This window comes from Pollutibacter soli, from assembly GCA_029269725.1.
GTDB lineage: Bacteria > Bacteroidota > Bacteroidia > Chitinophagales > Chitinophagaceae > Pollutibacter > Pollutibacter soli.
Genome location: JARJHS010000005.1, coordinates 275,478 through 292,512, shown reverse-complemented (window position 1 = coordinate 292,512; position 17,035 = coordinate 275,478). Strand labels below are relative to the sequence as shown.

Annotated in this window: 14 protein-coding genes; 7 read left to right on the top strand and 7 right to left on the bottom strand. The window is 42.9% G+C overall.

Annotation, left to right across the window (positions count from 1 at the left end; all coding sequences use genetic code 11):
- The first annotated feature begins 106 nt into the window (after positions 1-106).
- From P2W82_RS14720 to P2W82_RS14710, 3 genes are all read left to right on the top strand, one after another.
- Positions 107-325: a GxxExxY protein gene (locus P2W82_RS14720; RefSeq protein ID WP_336516766.1), complete on the top strand. Its 219-nt coding sequence runs from the start codon at positions 107-109 to the stop codon at positions 323-325.
- A 158-nt stretch (positions 326-483) separates the two neighbouring features.
- Positions 484-711: a GxxExxY protein gene (locus P2W82_RS14715; protein WP_336516662.1), complete on the top strand. Its 228-nt coding sequence runs from the start codon at positions 484-486 to the stop codon at positions 709-711.
- Between the two features lie 167 nt (positions 712-878).
- Positions 879-1,097 (top strand): GxxExxY protein, encoded by a 219-nt coding sequence (locus tag P2W82_RS14710; RefSeq protein WP_336516765.1) that lies wholly within the window; start codon positions 879-881, stop codon positions 1,095-1,097.
- Positions 1,098-1,283: 186 nt separating this feature from the next.
- On the opposite strand, the gene P2W82_RS14705 is transcribed toward P2W82_RS14710, so the two are convergent.
- Positions 1,284-2,663 carry a Gfo/Idh/MocA family protein gene (locus P2W82_RS14705; protein ID WP_336516661.1) on the bottom strand — a complete coding sequence of 460 codons (1,380 nt, stop codon included), beginning with the start codon at positions 2,661-2,663 and terminating at the stop codon, positions 1,284-1,286.
- A 153-nt stretch (positions 2,664-2,816) separates the two neighbouring features.
- On the opposite strand from P2W82_RS14705, the gene P2W82_RS14700 reads away from it, so the two are divergent.
- From P2W82_RS14700 to P2W82_RS14685, 4 genes are all read left to right on the top strand, one after another.
- Entirely contained in the window at positions 2,817-3,419 is a 603-nt protein-coding gene (locus tag P2W82_RS14700; RefSeq protein ID WP_336516660.1) for a 2'-5' RNA ligase family protein, read from the top strand.
- Positions 3,420-3,444: 25 nt separating this feature from the next.
- Positions 3,445-4,554, top strand: a complete 1,110-nt coding sequence (locus P2W82_RS14695; RefSeq protein ID WP_336516659.1) for a PA0069 family radical SAM protein — start codon at positions 3,445-3,447, stop codon at positions 4,552-4,554.
- A 396-nt stretch (positions 4,555-4,950) separates the two neighbouring features.
- Positions 4,951-8,025 carry a SusC/RagA family TonB-linked outer membrane protein gene (locus P2W82_RS14690; RefSeq protein WP_336516658.1) on the top strand — a complete coding sequence of 1,025 codons (3,075 nt, stop codon included), beginning with the start codon at positions 4,951-4,953 and terminating at the stop codon, positions 8,023-8,025.
- A gap of 21 nt (positions 8,026-8,046) precedes the next feature.
- Entirely contained in the window at positions 8,047-9,435 is a 1,389-nt protein-coding gene (locus P2W82_RS14685; protein ID WP_336516657.1) for a RagB/SusD family nutrient uptake outer membrane protein, read from the top strand.
- A gap of 178 nt (positions 9,436-9,613) precedes the next feature.
- On the opposite strand, the gene P2W82_RS14680 is transcribed toward P2W82_RS14685, so the two are convergent.
- The 6 genes from P2W82_RS14680 to P2W82_RS14655 form a co-directional block, all read right to left on the bottom strand.
- On the bottom strand, positions 9,614-10,522 hold the full coding sequence (locus P2W82_RS14680; RefSeq protein WP_336516656.1) for a serine hydrolase: 909 nt from the start codon (positions 10,520-10,522) through the stop codon (positions 9,614-9,616).
- Positions 10,523-10,713: 191 nt separating this feature from the next.
- Positions 10,714-11,130, bottom strand: a complete 417-nt coding sequence (locus tag P2W82_RS14675; RefSeq protein WP_336516655.1) for a GxxExxY protein — start codon at positions 11,128-11,130, stop codon at positions 10,714-10,716.
- Between the two features lie 359 nt (positions 11,131-11,489).
- On the bottom strand, positions 11,490-12,632 hold the full coding sequence (locus P2W82_RS14670) for a Gfo/Idh/MocA family protein (protein ID WP_336516654.1): 1,143 nt from the start codon (positions 12,630-12,632) through the stop codon (positions 11,490-11,492).
- A gap of 344 nt (positions 12,633-12,976) precedes the next feature.
- A complete protein-coding gene (locus P2W82_RS14665; RefSeq protein WP_336516653.1) occupies positions 12,977-14,326 on the bottom strand; it encodes a glucoamylase family protein in 1,350 nt (449 codons plus the stop codon).
- A gap of 23 nt (positions 14,327-14,349) precedes the next feature.
- On the bottom strand, positions 14,350-15,984 hold the full coding sequence (locus tag P2W82_RS14660; protein ID WP_336516652.1) for a glucoamylase family protein: 1,635 nt from the start codon (positions 15,982-15,984) through the stop codon (positions 14,350-14,352).
- A gap of 203 nt (positions 15,985-16,187) precedes the next feature.
- Positions 16,188-17,018, bottom strand: a complete 831-nt coding sequence (locus P2W82_RS14655; RefSeq protein ID WP_336516651.1) for a LamG domain-containing protein — start codon at positions 17,016-17,018, stop codon at positions 16,188-16,190.
- Positions 17,019-17,035 lie beyond the last annotated feature (17 nt).

Below are 17,035 nucleotides of genomic sequence, written 5' to 3'. Positions count from 1 at the left end.
AAGAATATCTTCTTTATCACAAGACAATTACCCGCAGATTGACACTGATTTACGCTGATAAGAGGCAGATTTTAATCTGCGCCCATCCGCGTAATCTGCGTGCGAAATCTCAGCAGAAAACATTCTTACCAACGGATGCATCTCGAAAAACCTGGTATTGGTTGAAATAAAATCAGTCGAATCACTTGCGAACGTCCATCACCTGCAAATGCTTACCTATTTAAAGTTATCGGGAAAGCGACTTGGACTCCTGATCAATTTCAATACTGATAATATCTCACAATCAATGCATAGAAAAGTAAATAAACTCAATGATGAGAATTGACCCGTTGATGAACACTTATTTAAGCAAATTAGAACATGGATTAAATCTGCAAAAACTGAGGAAGAATATCTTCTTTATCACAAGACAATTACCCGCAGATTGACACTGATTTACGCTGATAAGAGGCAGATTTTAATCTGCGCCCATCCGCGTAATCTGTGTGCGAAATCTCAGCAGAAAACATTCTTACCAACGGATGCATCTCGAAAAACCTGGTATTGGTTGAAATAAAATCAGTCGAATCACTTGCCAATGTCCATCACCTGCAAATGCTTACCTATTTAAAGTTATCGGGAAAGCGACTTGGACTGCTGATCAATTTCAATACTGATAATATCTCACAATCAATGCATAGAAAAGTAAATAAATTCAATGATCAGAATTGACCCGTTGACGAACACTTATTTAAGTAAATTAGAACATGGATTAAACCTGCAAAAACTGAGGAAAAATATCTTCTTTATCACAAGACAATTACCCGCAGATTGACGCTGATTTACGCAGATAAGAGGCAGATTTTAATCTGCGCCCATCCGCGTAATCTGCGTTCGAAATCTCAGCAGAAAACATTCTTACCAACGGATGCATCTCGAAAAACCTGGTATTGGTTGAAATAAAATCAGTCGAATCACTTGCGAACATCCATCACCTGCATATGCTTACCTATTTAAAGTTATCGGGAAAGCGACTTGGACTGCTGATCAATTTCGATACTGATAATATCTCACAATCATTGCATAGAAAAGTAAATAAACTCAATGATGAGAATTGACCCGTTGATGAACACTTATTTAAGCAAATTAGAACATGGATTAAATCTGCAAAAACTGAGGAAAAATATCTTCTTTATCACAAGACAATTACCCGCAGATTGACGCTGGTTTACGCAGACAAGAGGCACGTTTTAATCTAAACCCATCCGCGTAATCTGCGGGCGAAATTTCAGCAGAAAACATTCTTACACTACCATCATCTTCTCCGCATCCCACCTGATCACCTTACCCTGATCAGCACTGAGATTACATGCAAGACATGCACCTGCGGCACGAAGACCGAACACCGCATCTTCCACTACTGGTTTTCCGCCGCGGATCGATTCAAAAAAATAACGGAAATGATCAAGGCGATCATCATAGCCCGCAGGTGCCGCAAACCGTTTTTCTGTCGCTGGTATTTTTGCCTGGTCGGCCGTGGAATATTTTTCATTATACCATTTCAGAAATGCTTTTTGCTGCCTTGAAGAAAATACATTGTATCCATCCCATCCTCCATAACCTGGCGCCTTTGGTAATTTCTGGTTGCGCATCAACATGGTATTTCCTCGCAATTCAATAGAACCTTCTGTTCCGACAATTTTCAGATCGCTGCTGCCACCTCCTCCATTGGCCAGGTTAACCCTGAGTTCTGTCTGAAATGGAGGATGCCCATGTAATGCAGGGTATTGCATTATCGCGGTCATAACATCCCTTGCGTCGCGCCCATCTTTCCAGAATGAAAGCTGGCCGGTTGCATAAATCGATTCCGGACCCATTGAATTGATGGCCCTGTGTATTGCAGATATTTTATGAATGAAAATATCCCCGGCGACTCCTGTACCATAGTCACTATAGTTTCTCCATCGAAAAAAACGAACGGGATCATAAGCGCGTTTCGGTGCAGAACCCAGGAAACGATCCCAATCAACTGTTTGAGGAGAAGCGTCGGTTGGTATCGAATAATTCCAGGCCCCCATCGTGTGATAGCTGTCGTGACTAGCCTGTATGCAATTGATCTCACCTATCGCGCCGGATTCAATCAATTTTGCGGCTTCGATCGTTGCAACACTACTCACACCCTGAGAACCGACAGTGAATACTTTACCTGTTTCTTTTTGCACCTGCACCACTTCCAGTCCGGATTCAATTTTTTGTACCATCGGCTTTTCACAGTATACGTGCTTACCTGCACGCATGGCCGCAATTGAAATTGGCGCATGCCAGTGATCCGGAGTTGCGACAATTACGGCATCGATTTCTTTTCTCTCAAGAAGTTCCCTGAAATCCCGGGTAGTGTATAAATCTTTTCCCCAGATTTCTTTTGCACGATCAAGATGTCCTTCATACAAATCACAGACACCACCTACAAATACCCCCTGGATTTTTAAAGCCGTTTCGAGATCGCCGAAGCCCATTAATCCCAGCCCAATGACACCGACGCTTATTTTATCTGCGGCAGAAAACCCAGGGTTCTTTTGTGAAAAAATGCCGACATTTTCACCCAAAGCCTTACCAGCAGCGAATATCCCGGACATCAACCCCGCCTGTCGAAGAAAACCCCGTCTTGATTTTTTGATACCCATGAATTCAATTGTATAGACAAGTTAAGGCTTCTTCGCAATAAAAAACAATTCTTTCAATAACTCAATACTTCCTGCAGAATATGATAAGACTATTTTTGAATTACTAATTTTTTTAGTATTTTTATACTAATTTTATTAGTTAACCATATTATGATGGAGCAGGAATTCGAAGTGAATGAATATCAGTTGGTAATTGAGCCTCATGAATCTTTGCAGAAAGAGGTAGAATTGATCAAAAGAGATTTTGCTGAAGAATTTCCTCTGTCCACGACAAGTGATAAACCCAGATTGACAATTTTGAGATTTTCCCACTATCACTCTTCCGAAAATCAACTCCTCAGCAGGTTTAAAAAACTCTCCGGCATTCTTTCCTCCTGCAAACTGGAATTACGCGATTTCGGATCCCAGCCTTCGCACACCATTTTTTTAAAGATTGTTTCAAGGAAACATATCGATGCTTTAACGAGGCAGCTTAAAACAGAAATGCAAAGATTTCTAAAGATTGATGATGATCATAAACCTTTCTTTATCCCCGATCCGCAGATTACGATTGCAAGGAATATCCCTGAAAGACAATTTGAAAATGCATGGTTAAAGTACAGGAATACTTCATTCACCGGCAGGTTTATCGCGGAAGAAATGAAACTGATGAAGCGAAACAAAATCAATCAACCTTATAAATACCTGTTGAAAATACCACTATCCGGAGATCATCCCAGGAATAAACAGTTCACCTTATTTGATGATGAAAACTAATCCAAAACCAGATCAAACTAAAGCGATGGCATCGAAACTGAAACAGGATCACTATAAAATAAAACCTGGTGAGAGGGAACCTGAACATCAATACCTCGTTGGGCGCGGGGCACAAATAAATACACGCAATAAATTTTTGAAGGATGAACAATCAAAGGAACATATTGAGGGAATTGATGACTGGACGGAAAACAATCTGCCCACCCAATACCTCGAGCAACAATCAAAAACGATCGTAAATAAAATTGATAGCCCGGATGTGGGTATGGCTTACAGTATGAACGCATATGCTGGTTGTGAACATGGTTGCATTTATTGTTATGCCCGAAATGTTCATGAATATTGGGGATATAGTGCAGGGCTCGATTTCGAAAGAAAAATCATTGTAAAAATGAATGCTCCGCAATTGTTGCGGAAAGAGTTGATGCATCCCGGATGGAAACCCATGCCTATTATGCTGAGCGGAAATACGGATTGTTACCAGCCTGCTGAACAGAAATATAGGCTGACACGAAGTCTGCTGGAGGTTTGTAATGAATTTAATCACCCTGTCGGCATCCTTACAAAAAATGCATGGATTATTAAGGACAAGGATATTTTGAAAGAGCTGGCCCAGAAAAAACTCGTCAGGGCAATGGTTTCCATTACTTCGTTTAACGAAGACCTGCGAAGAGTGATGGAGCCACGAACAGTCACAGCGACGCAGCGATTGAAAGTGATTGAAGAACTCAGTTCTGCAGGCGTCAGGATGGGGATCATGATGGGTCCTATGATACCCGGACTGAATGATCATGAAATGCAGAGGATTATGAAGGCTGCATCAGATGCGGGAGCGGTATTTACCGCTTACACCTTTATCCGGCTGAATGGTGCCATAAAACTATTGTTTCATGATTGGCTGTATAAAAACTTCCCGGACAGAGCAGATAAGGTATGGCACGCCATCGAGGATGGTCACGACGGAAAAGTAAATGATACGAGATGGGGCCTGCGTATGCGGGGATCCGGACCGGTAGCGCAGTTGGTTGCTCAGCAGTATGAGAAATATGGGAAATTGTATCATATGAATATGGAAAAAGTTCCGCTTCGCACGGATCTTTTCCGACGGCCAACGGAGCAGGGGAAACTATTTTAATAGCTCCGTAAAAAGACCAAGGCAGACAGGCTTTTCTCTGTTTAAATGAATATCAATTTTGGCAGCGGACGACACATCTGGCAAAAAATTAAATATGAATTTGCAGGATCACTAACGTTGCAGGATATGCGCAAAAATGGAAGATGTGGACTACAGAAAACAAATATTTTTTTACAACATATATTTTTCCGGAAATTATCAGAACGAGCGGCGACAGACAAATTCAATCGGAAAATCGCTGCATTGTTTTATCAAAAACACTCAAACAATTTTATTGTGTAAAAAACGAGCAATTTATTTTTTTCAAATATGTGATTTCACCAGCCAAATGCGTTCATTATGAATCACTTTAAGATAATTTTGCGTTAAATTTACAGCCAACTAATTCATGCAGACATGAGAAAATTGCTATTATCACTAACAGCAGCATTATTGCTATTTTTCACATCCTTTGCACAAACCGTCACTGTTACCGGAAAGGTTACAGATGATAACGGAAATCCAATTCCATCCGCTTCAGTGACAGTTAAAGGTGCCACCAGTGGGGTGAGCACAGATGCTCAGGGAAATTTTTCTATTTCAGTTGCAAAAGGTGCAACACTCATCATTTCCGCAATCGGATACGACGATGCATCTGTTGTTGCCAACAGCACAACGGTAGAGGTTAAATTGTCCATTGGCACACGTAACCTTTCGGAAGTAGTTGTTACCGGTTATGGTGGTACACAGATTAAGAAAGATGTTACGGGGAATATTGCCCGTGTTAAGGGAAAAGACATTGAGTACATGCCAACTCCGACAGTTGACCAGGCACTCCAGGGTAAAGCCGCTGGTGTATTTGTAAACAGTATGAGTGGTAAGCTTGGCCAGGCAGTAACGGTCAGGGTCAGGGGTAACTCATCCATCAGCGCCAGCAGTCAGCCGCTGTTCGTTGTCGATGGAATTCCCATCACCAGTGGAGACCTCAGTTCCTACGGAGGTGCCACCAACACCCTTGCGGATATCAATCCAAATGATATCGAGTCTATCGAAATTCTGAAAGATGCATCTGCAGGTGCCATCTTCGGTTCACGCGCGGCAAACGGTGTCGTTCTTATCACGACCAAAAGGGGTAAAGCTGGTAAAACAAATGTTTCTGTAAACTTCCAGACGGGTTGGTCAGAAGCAACACGTCGTGTGGACATGCTGAACTCAGACCAGTATGCAGAAATGATTCTGGAAGGTGCCTTATATAACGATACACAGGATGGAATAGATCCGACAGATCCTGATAGCTGGACTACCTACGTAAAAGAATCTGTATTGGATTATTACAGCTATGGCCAATGGGCACAGAATCCAAGTAAAACTTATAACTGGCAGGATCAGTTCTTCCAGAAAGGGCCATATAACCAGGCCGATGTCCAGTTCCGCGGGGGTAATGATCGCACCAGATTTTACGGATCATTCCAGCACCTTGATCAGAAAGGAATTATAGTCGGAAACAGCCTCATTCGTACAACAGGTCGTCTGAACCTTGACCAGAAAATCAACAACTGGTTAGATCTCGGAATGTCAATGAGTTTATCGCGCACTTACAATCGCAGGCTGCCTGGGGATAATGCATTCTCCAGCCCAATGCAGTCCGCAGCATTGATGCCGATGTCACCTTTCATTGATCCGAACACCGGTCTCGATGCAGGAACTCCCCCCGGCGATCCTGGTCTTCCACTGTATTATAACCCGATGCTTTCTGTTAAGTACGCGAAATTCTCTCAGGAGATCTATCGTACACTTGGCAATGCGTATGCAAGAGCAAAAATAATGAAAGGCCTCACATTCAATAGTGAATTTGGCCTGGACTATCTGAGCCAGAATGAAGAAGGTTACTGGCAGTCACAGACTGTTCGTAACAATAGTTCTGCAACAAATGGTGATGGTCAGAATACCGGAACTTTTGTTACCAACTTCAACCTGAACAATTACCTGAACTATAATAAGGTATTTGGTAAACACAATATCGATGCGGTATTGGGTATGCAATACCAGGAGTCATCAAGCAAATACAATTCTGTAAGCGGTATGGAATATCCTTCCAACTCCTATCAGAAAATTGCAAGTGCTGCTGATGTGTATGCCGGTACATCTACTCAAACAGATTTCCGCTTCCTTTCTTATTTCCTTCGCGCAAACTACACTTTCAACGAAAGATACCTGTTGTCTGCCAGTGCGCGTATTGATCAGTCATCCCGCTTTGGTAAGAACTCAAGAACAGGTACTTTCCCAGCGGTGTCTGCGGGTTGGATCCTGACAAATGAGGATTTCCTCTCTGATACAAAATTCCTCAGTTTCCTGAAACTCAGGGCGAGCTATGGAATCGTCGGTAACGCAGAAATCGGAAACTTCCCGCAGATGGGCTTGTTCTCCGGTGATGCTGGTTATGCAGGTGTGAGCGGACAACGTCCATCTCAGCTCGCGAATCCCGATCTGCAATGGGAAACAACCAAGCAGATGGACTTTGGTATCGATTTCGGATTTTTCAATAACCGGTTGACAGGTGAAATCGACTATTATGAAAAGAAAACTGATGGTCTCTTGCTGAACGTAAATGTTCCTGCAACATCAGGTTTCCAGACAATCACAAAGAACGTTGGTAAGTTGAGCAATAAAGGATGGGAATTCGTATTGAACTCTCAGAATTTTGTTGGTCAGTTCAAATGGTCAACCAACCTCAACCTGGCATTCAATAAAGGACGTGTAGATAATATACTTGGCCAGGTAATCACAGGTGGCGTAAGCGGCATGAATCGTGTAATGGAAGGAGAAGCAGTGGGTGTTTTCTTCGCTCCGGAATATGCTGGCGTTGATCCACAAAATGGTGATGCATTGTTTTACAAAAACATCAAAGGCACCAATGGTGAGCTTGATCGTACTACCACAAATAATTACAACGAGGCACAGCGTGTGGTAATCGGCGATCCAAACCCGGATGCTATATGGGGCTTTACCAACAACTTCTCATACAAAGGATTTGATCTTTCTGTATTCTTCAATGGTGTTTGGGGAAATCAAATCAATATCTATGGTATGGGTCGTTACTCTTCAGCAAACATGTTGTATGAAGATAACAACACAGCTGACCAGCTGGCACGCTGGCAGAAACCTGGTGATATTACAAATGTTCCACAGGTCCGTCTGTATACCATCAATGGTTCACAGGCGAGCAGCCGTTACATGGTTAAAGGTGATTATGCACGTTTAAGAACATTGACACTCGGATACAATTTCACTCCGAAAATTGTCAAAACATTGAGAATGGAAAAACTGCGTGTATATGTTTCTGCATATAATCTGCTGACCATTACACAATATCCTTACTGGGATCCGGAAGTAAACGCGGATGACTTTGATTCGAACATTGCGAAAGGCAATGATTTCTATACTGCTCCGCAGCCGAGAACTTTCTTATTCGGTATTAACGTTACTTTCTAATTCTAAAAATTGAAAAAGAAAATGAAACTGTTCAATAAAATAAATTTCGGAATTACTACTATTTCGGCAGCAGTGATCCTGATGACTGGAAGTTGCAGCAAAAGGCTGGACATCTATCCTTACCAGAGCATTGGTTCAGATGTTGCATTGCTTACCGAGAGTGATGTAAACGCAACTCTTATCGGATGCTACGACGGTATTCAGAGCACCAGCGTTTATGGCGGCGATCTGCAATTATTCAATGCACTTACAGGCAACAAAGATGATATCAACTTCACGGGTACATTTGCTCCATTGAATGATGCCTATAACGCAGCAATGTCATCAAACAACACCTATGCTGCTTCTACCTGGGCGGGCGTTTATAATGCTATCAACCGTTGCAATTATGTTTTGTCTGCGCTGGACAAAGTCACATCTTCACCGGAAAACAGGGACCGTGTTGAAGGAGAAGCCACTTTCCTTCGTGCTTCTATGCTTTTCGACCTGGTAAAGTTGTACGCAAAGTTTTATGGAGATGGAGATTATGCGTCAAACCCTGGCGTTCCCATTATTACCACTCCAACAACAGAAATCACTGAGGCTAACTATGTAAGCCGTAACTCTGTCAAAGAAGTGTATGATTTTGTAATTGCAGAACTGACAAAAGCGCAAAACCTGCTGCCTGAAGACAATTCCCGCTATGCAACAAAATTCACTGCTGCAGCAATGCTATCACGTGTTTACATGGTACTCGGTAATTATACAGCAGCAAGAGAAGCCGCCAATTTTGTAATTGAAAACAGCGGAAAGTCTCTCGAAACAGATTTCGAAGACCTTTGGTTTACAGAAATCAATGGCGGAGGCACCACACCTGAGGAATATATTTTCTTCGTCAAGATTACTACCCAGGATGGTATAAATGACATGAACACCTTCTTTGGAAGAACAATCTCTGCTATCCCTGGTACTTCAGGTCGTAGTGATTGCAAAATCAAAGACGCTCACAGGGCTAAATACGAAGCCGGTGATGTCCGTGGTGCTTTCTTCCAGTTATCCGGAGGAAACTACTACACTAAAAAACATCTCGACACTTACGGTGATGTACTTGTCATCCGCCTTGCTGAAATGTACCTGACCCGCGCAGAAGCAAACGTCAGGCTTGGTGAATCAGTAGGTGCCACTCCTAAGGAAGATGTCAACCTCATCAGGGAAAGAGCAGGTCTTGATCCATTAGATGTTGTTGACCTCCCTGCTGTTTTAAAAGAACGCTACCTGGAGTTCGCTTTCGAAGGACAGGCATTGTCTGAATCAAAACGTTTGAAACAGCCTGTATCAGGCCTTGCATGGAATTCTCCAAAACTGATCTGGCCGATCCCGCAACGTGAAACAGATGTAAATAAAAACCTCGTGCAGAACGAAGGTTACTAAGACATATCTAACTTTTTATAAAAAACTGCTTCCATTGTGAAGCAGTTTTTTTTATCTCAGAGCAAATGGATTTGTGAAATTCAAACCGTGAGTAATACCAGGTATGTCGAAACTGTGAATGATAAAGATTCCTGATTCTGCAAAAAATTATTAAACCGATGAGCATTGAGTATGGTTTCTATCGGGTAACATAGTTGTAAATAGCAAGGGAGACATCTGCAATAAGGGCGGATGCTTTTTCTTCATTCGCAATTCCAGAGGTAAGGATCACTACAACATACTTTTTGCCATCGGGAAGAAATACGATCCCGGAATCGTGACATACTTTTGTAATCGACCCCGATTTTGTTGCCGTCTTTACATCCTTTGGAAGCTTACCGGGTATTCGATCCGTAAAATGTTGCTGCATTAATGTGACGATCATAGAATCGCACGTAGTTTTGTTAACAATAGTACCGTTAGCCAGGTGTGTGAAAATCGTCATCAGGTCCTTTGCATTGGTACGATTATTCAATCCCAGCTCAAATGCTTTGCTGTCCTCTACTCCCCTTCGCACCTGTATCTGATCAGCTCCGATGGAACGCATGGTCGAAATGATATTTTTCGGATCTGCTTCTTCGATTAAGATATTTGTAGCGAGATTACTGCTCATGGTAATCATACGAAAGATAAGATCCTTCACTTTCATTTTTTCACCAACATGCAGGTACAGATCATGTTCGCTGTCCTGCATGGAATCGAGGCGATACTCACTCCCATCAACTATACTTTTAAAATTGTTCTTTATTACTATCGTACTATCCATTGAATAATTTCCTTCAGCAGCTCGTTTGTACAGCTCAATCATCACCGGAGTTTTCATCGTGCTGGCTGCATGAAAACTATCTTCTGCATTGATCATCAATTCTTCTCCGTTCGAAAGATTTCGGAAGGCAACAGCGTATTTCGCTTCCGGGAAAGCTTTCATTTTTTCGCGAATCTGTTCTTCCAGTTGGGTAGTGCTGGTCGCCACTTTTTTATCTGAGTTACAGGAGGTGACTAAAAATAATGAAATGAAAACTGCTGCGAACCCGAAGCAAAAGCGCATACAAATAGAATTTTAATATTAAGAGAAGCGTCTGAATGGCAGCGGGATGAAAGTAAGGAAAATCTGGTTTGGATTGGAAGCCTTCGGCTTGGGTTTTAACAGCCGGGACGCCGAGGTCGCGGAGGAATACACGCTGAGTTACGCGGAGATAATATGACAGACAGGAATTGGTAGACTTAGAAAAATTTGAGTTAGAGCCCGTTCACTACTCGTCGCAACCCATCTTTAAGACGTAGAACATTGAAGTTAATAAGCAAGCCGAGTTTAAAGTTTCCAAATTTTAAATAGGAAAGTGTCTGCGCAACGTGTTTATCAATTAAGCAATCAACGGATTTGATCTCAAGAATTATTTTTCTATTAATGGGAAAATCCGCCCGGTATCCGCATTCAAGCTTTATTTCATCAAATACTATCGGAATAGGTATTTCCTTCTCAACATAAAGTCCCGCTTTTATTAATCTGTGCTTTAAACATTCCTTATAAGCGCTTTCCAGGAAACCCGGGCCCAACTTATTGTGTACGTAGATTGCTTCGCTGATAATAATTGGGATGAGATCATTTTCATGAAAATCATTCTTTGAACTTGCAATCACTTCTCCGTTATTCAATTCCCAAATTTCATGTAAGCTAAAGTTGAAAACAAGTGTACATCAACGGCAATGATGTAGAAAATCCTCAACCCCAGACGTGAAATTCACGGTTAAAAATAATAGCGATTTAAAGCGATGACGTTAGCAGGTCTTTCTAAAGTTTCAAAAGGGAAATAGTATTTATTAAGGTCCGGTTGTAAAGAAATTGCATTAAATTAATTCGTTTCTTCCTTCGAAAAAATCTGTTCTTTCGAAATTCAGAAAGCCGGACCCGACTCGATACAATTTCCTCCGCGCTACTCCGCGGGCAGTTTCTCCGCGACCCCTGCGTGCTGGCTGTTCCTCATAGCCGAAGGCCAGCTTGAAACAAAACCCACTTAGAAACTACTCACCAATTTCACCCTCACCCCCGTCTCAGAAGACTTCCTCGCCGCTTCAATTACTTCAAGTACATGTAATGCATGTTCCACCTGGATCTTCGGTGTCTGATTATTGATGATTGCCTCTCCCACTACTCTCGCTCCTTCCTGCCATTCATAACCCTTTGCATCAGTCTCGAAGAGCTTACCCGGTTCGCTCCAGGAAGTTTCAAGAAACACTCCTTTGGGTTCCCAATCATAACCAATGAGCCGCATGTTTCCTGCATCACCAAAAATCTGAATGGTATGTAGTGTTTGCCCTGCGGCATCATGACCATGAGGATCAAAATAGTTGAAGCCGCACATGACATGCGAAATAACATTGTTATCATGTTGCATAAGTATATGTGCATTGTCTTCCGCTTCAACTTTTATTTTCCCTTTATCATCAACCGTTCTTTCCGGGTTAACAATATTGGTCATTGCCATCACGGTTCTTGCGGGACCTAGTAAGCCCGTCAGCGTGGACATATTATACACACCGAGGTCTGGCATACTGCCACCACCTTTTTCATAAAAAAAAGCGCTCCAGGTAGGGCCTGTGTGACCGTATTGTCCGTGAGCTGATGCGAGTCTTCCAAGTTTACCATCTTTTATCGCCTGCTTCATGAATGCATACTGAGGACTGTTTACAACCGCAGGTGCTCCCCAGAGTTTAAGATTCTTACTTTTTGCGAGATCCAAAAGCGCTTTGCCTTCACCGTAAGTATTGGCGAGTGGCTTTTCACTCCAGACATGCCGTCCGGCATTCAAGGCCATCCTGTTCAGATCACCATGAACCTGCATATCAGTAAGGGTAACCATTAAATCAAACGGAATACCCTTGAGCAGATCCTGGATATTCGGATAAATATTTCTAACCTGGAATTCTTTTGCCTGTTTTTCTGCTCTGTCAAATTTGATATCGCATAGCGAAACTACTTCGATTAGCTTTGAGCTCTTCAACTGCGGAAGATACCGGTTACTTACACTGCCACATCCGATCACGGCTACACGAAGTTTTTGCTGTGGCATCTGCATTGCCAATGATTCCAGTGAAGCGGTCATTAAAGCAGCTGCGGCAAGAGTGGATTGCTGGAGAAATTGCAAGCGTGTTGACATGAGTGGAAGTTGAAAGTTAAAAGTTAGTTCACAGTAGTTGTCGGTTGTCACGAACAGCTAGTTGTTCGTTGTTCGTTGTTCGTTGATCGTTGTTCGTTGTTCGTTGTTCGTTGTTCGTTGTTCGTAGTTCGTAGTTCGTAGTTCGTAGTTCGTAGTTCGTAGTTCGTAGTTCGTAGTTCGTAGTTCGTAGTTCGTAGTTCGTAGTTCGTAGTTCGTAGAGACGCGATGCATCGCGTCTCTACGAACTACGAACGTCCGGTATACGGTTTTCCATTTTCAGGCCTGGCGGCAGGCAGGTTTCATCCCTCCGCAATTCTGTATTCCGTATTCTCAGATATTGGTATCTACCTATTGATCGTAAATCCCAGCTTCTTCAGTCCGGCCTGTATTTCCGCGCAGCTCATAAACAAATCCCACAATAGGCCGCTGCGATAATTTTCCATCATGACAACAATGGGGCCCTGATCAATTGCAAGATATCGCTGAGGATACCAGTTTTCGGCCTGGCTGAAGGCATCATAAAAACCATAAGCACCCCACACCTTATCCTTCATGTCTCTGTACCAGTTCATCATGGCAGCCTGGGATTGTTCGGGTGTATAGGGCATGGACGACAATGCAGCCGTTGGTGATATCACACAATAGTCGCTGCGATCACTGGGTTCATGTGCAGCATATCCTTTCACAGAATAACTCGCTGTAAGACCCCAATTGTTTGGTCCGTATCCTGCACATTTTTTTGGATTTTTTACACACCATTCATAATTAATCAACGATTGATTCCTGTTTTCCTTCCAGTAGTCGGCATACTTATCTTTTAACGCACGTGGATCGAGTCCGAGCCATGAATAATGCGCCCAGAACAGTGGTCCGCCATTTGGAGCGGGCCCCTGGTGCAACAACTGCAACTCGTGACCCATCACCTCTCTTTTGTGCATAATCCTGCCATTATCGGCCCATCCCTGATGATAGACTTCTGCCGGAACACCATGCGTAGGCGAAGAAGCGGCCAGCACATACATGATCAGGCATTCGTTATACCCACGCACTGCAAAATTTTTCTTCCATTCGTATTTCGGACTCCAGTGCCAGTACAACACATTCTGTCCGCCGCGACGATACCAATTAAAATCAACTTCCCGCCACAGTTTATCCATCCGGGCAGCGAGTGCTTTTTCAGCAGCATTGCCATCAGCAAAATATTGTCTCACACAAAGAAGAGATGTTATCAGGAAAGAACTTTCAACCAGGTCACCTCCATCATCATCATAACCAAAAGGTTTCACTTTACCTGTTTCCCCATGCAGCCAATGCGGCCAGGCACCATGAAACCGATCTGCTTTTTCGAGGTAGTCAGCAATATGTTTAAGGCGTTTGAAGCCCTCTTCCCTTGTAATATAACCACGATGGATACCCGAAAGTATAGCCATTATGCCAAATCCGCTTCCTCCAATCGTCACCACCGACTGATCTTTTTCAGGATAATCCCCATCCATGTGTACACGTTCGCGCGCCAGACCACTCACCGGTTCTGCGCCTTCCCAGAAATAGCGGAAAGTCTGCCGCTGAACAGAGTCAAAAACAGCTTCAACGTCAGCAGGCAGTTTTACGTCTGTTTTCTTTTTTGCTGAAGATTTCTTTTGTGCCAGCATGCTTAACGGCAGAACACAAAACAAAAAAAGAATAAGTCTCATATGGGAATTGTTGATTTGTCGGTTTACAAATTCGGACTGGTGAATCCCAGTTTTACAAGTCCTGTTTTAATTTCCGGTGCACTCATCATCAGATTCCAGATCAATCCGCTTCGATAGTTTTCAATCATTATAACTATTGGTCCCTGATCGATCGCAAGATGCGAATCTGCAAACCATGGTTTGTCAAGACTGAATGCATCCACGAAACCATAATCCTTCCAGAGTTTGTCGCCCAGTTTATAATAGAAAAACTGAAGCGCGGCCATTGATTGTTGTGGTGTATATGGAAAAGATGATAACGCAGCTGTAGGAGCAATTACACCAATATCATTCGTTGGTGAATGAGCGGAGTATCCATTGAAATTATCGCTTGCTGTAAGTCCCCAGCAGGAATCACTGTATCCATAAAACTGCCTGGGATTTTCGGCACAGTAGTCATGATTAATTAAGGTATGTGCCTGAACCTGTTCATCATATTCTGCATAACCATCTTTTAACTGATTTGGATTGATGGCAAGGAAAGAATAATGCGCAAGAAACAGAGGCCCACCGTAAGCAGGTCCAAGCGGAAGCGTTCTTCCATAAAACGAATTTCCGTTTTTCATCGCGCCATTCCTGGCCCAGCCTTCCGTATATACAGTTGCAGGAATGGTGTGAGTATTCGAAGCAGCAGCGAGTACATAAGTGATAAGACATTCGTTCCATCCCTGGATTTTCATGTTCATCGCCCAGCCTTTATCCGGGCTCCAGTGCCAGTACAACACCTGCTGACCTTCACGACGGAACCAATCCCAGTCCACTCCATTCCATATTGCATTGATATCCGCACGCAGTTTATTTTCAGTTGTATTATTCTGATTGAAATATTGCCTGGCGGTTAATAGTCCTGCAACCAAATAAGATGTTTCAACAAGATCAGCACCGTTATCATCAGCACTGAAAGGAATTGTTTTGCCCGTATTTCCGTTCAGCCAGTGAGGATATGCGCCATGAAATCTCTCTGCTTTCGTTGATAGAAATTCTGTTATTTTCTGAATGCGAACCAATCCTTCATCTCTTGAAATAAAATTGCGATGAATACCTACAATGATCGCCATGATTCCCATGCCCGATCCGCCACTGGTAACAAGATCACCAGAGCTGTTGCGTTCCCGCGCAAGCCCGCTCGCAGGATGACCAAAATCATAGAAATATTTGAAGTTATTTTTTTGAACAAGATCCAGAAGTGCATCGTCCGAAATTCTTGGAAATTTATCGGACGAGTCGATAGCTGTTTTTAAAATAACGGAAACGGCTGTACGAAGAGAACCGTTTTTTGCAGATTTCAGTGTGGTCGAAGCAGTGACCGTGTACTGAGATAGCGGATTCAGATCAGTTGAAGGTATAATCTGAACAGTGCTATCATTGTTTAAAAACTGAATCGAATAGTTTACGATCGGTCCTGCAGCAGATTTAATCGTGATGGATGAAGCGGTACTTGTTTTTTCCAGGGGCACATCAAAACTCAACCTGACGATTGGCCTTTTATTGATTCCCTTGTATTCAAATCCATTAAAACTTCCATTCACCCGAAGCGCCGTAAAATTAAATGACGCAGGTGGATCCGGTGGAGGGTTCGGATCAGAACCCGATTTTCCACAACCCGAAAAAAATACCATCAATAAAAAAGCGGTTAAGCATCTCAGGGAGGCCACCAAAATCAATTTAGAATTAGTATAGCTTTTTGTCAATTCCATCAGGTCTCGTCAATACAGGTAACGCAGTAAAATTAACCCATAGTTGTGCGTCCCTGGTTGTTGTGAATTGTTAATAATGAAAAGGGGCTACCCTTTCGGATAACCCCTGTAACCAACTGCATAACCTACTTTCCTCGGCCTTCCAGTTTCACCAATGCTGAAACATCTGATGCTGAAAGAGCGGTATTATAAATTCTAACTTCGTCAAGTGCGCCGGTAAGATAACTCGCCCAGGGCTGTTTGCCTGTTGCGCTGGTCAATGAAGGAGTAGTTTGAAACTGTACTGTACCAAAAACCATCGGGCCAATTTCTTTGAAAGAAATATCTCCGAAACCGGCTGCAGTACTGGATGCTGAGGGTGATCCGTTCACATAAAAATTGAACGTTGAACTTCCTGCATCATAAGTCAGAGCCAGGTTGGTCCAGTTGTCGAATACTGCTGGAATTCCATCTTTTGCAACCCATGTATCTGTAGTACCATTTCTTACATGAGCCCGGAACTTTGCAGCATCCTGGGTACTTCCGTTTTCAAAGAACATATCAATATTTCCCCAGAATTCCGTTTTGTGAGAAATATTTACAAGCCCTACGATACCCGCGGTATTCACAGGGCTATTCACCCAATACGTAATCGTAAAACTTTTCATATCCGCGATGGCTGCAGTGGGGTTGAATGTAACGTATGCATCAAGTGCACCCTGCATTGCCTGTCCTTTGAACCCGTTGGTAAATGAAGTACCAACGTTTGTTCCTGCGGTGTTGGAAACTTTGTCTGCATAATCTCCATCGAATGGAAACCATCCAACGAGATTATTCGGTGCAATTTCATCCGAGCTGGTATATCCCCCAATACTGAGTGGCGGCTGATAACTCTTCGGATCAAACTCTTTATAACAACCGGTAACCATCAGGCTAACGACCAGGGCTACCGCAAGTATTCTGTTTATCTTTTTCATGAGCTGATTCGTTTATT

Excerpts from the sequence above, each read along its gene's own strand:
- P2W82_RS14680 (WP_336516656.1), bottom strand. The coding sequence starts at position 10,522 with ATGCGCTTTTGCTTCGGGTTCGCAGCAGTTTTCATTTCATTATTTTTA.
- P2W82_RS14660 (WP_336516652.1), bottom strand. The coding sequence starts at position 15,984 with ATGGTATTTTTTTCGGGTTGTGGAAAATCGGGTTCTGATCCGAACCCT.
- P2W82_RS14685 (WP_336516657.1), top strand. The coding sequence starts at position 8,047 with ATGAAACTGTTCAATAAAATAAATTTCGGAATTACTACTATTTCGGCA.
- P2W82_RS14695 (WP_336516659.1), top strand. The coding sequence starts at position 3,445 with ATGGCATCGAAACTGAAACAGGATCACTATAAAATAAAACCTGGTGAG.
- P2W82_RS14705 (WP_336516661.1), bottom strand. The coding sequence starts at position 2,663 with ATGGGTATCAAAAAATCAAGACGGGGTTTTCTTCGACAGGCGGGGTTG.
- P2W82_RS14665 (WP_336516653.1), bottom strand. The coding sequence starts at position 14,326 with ATGAGACTTATTCTTTTTTTGTTTTGTGTTCTGCCGTTAAGCATGCTG.
- P2W82_RS14670 (WP_336516654.1), bottom strand. The coding sequence starts at position 12,632 with ATGTCAACACGCTTGCAATTTCTCCAGCAATCCACTCTTGCCGCAGCT.
- P2W82_RS14655 (WP_336516651.1), bottom strand. The coding sequence starts at position 17,018 with ATGAAAAAGATAAACAGAATACTTGCGGTAGCCCTGGTCGTTAGCCTG.
- P2W82_RS14690 (WP_336516658.1), top strand. The coding sequence starts at position 4,951 with ATGAGAAAATTGCTATTATCACTAACAGCAGCATTATTGCTATTTTTC.
- P2W82_RS14700 (WP_336516660.1), top strand. The coding sequence starts at position 2,817 with ATGGAGCAGGAATTCGAAGTGAATGAATATCAGTTGGTAATTGAGCCT.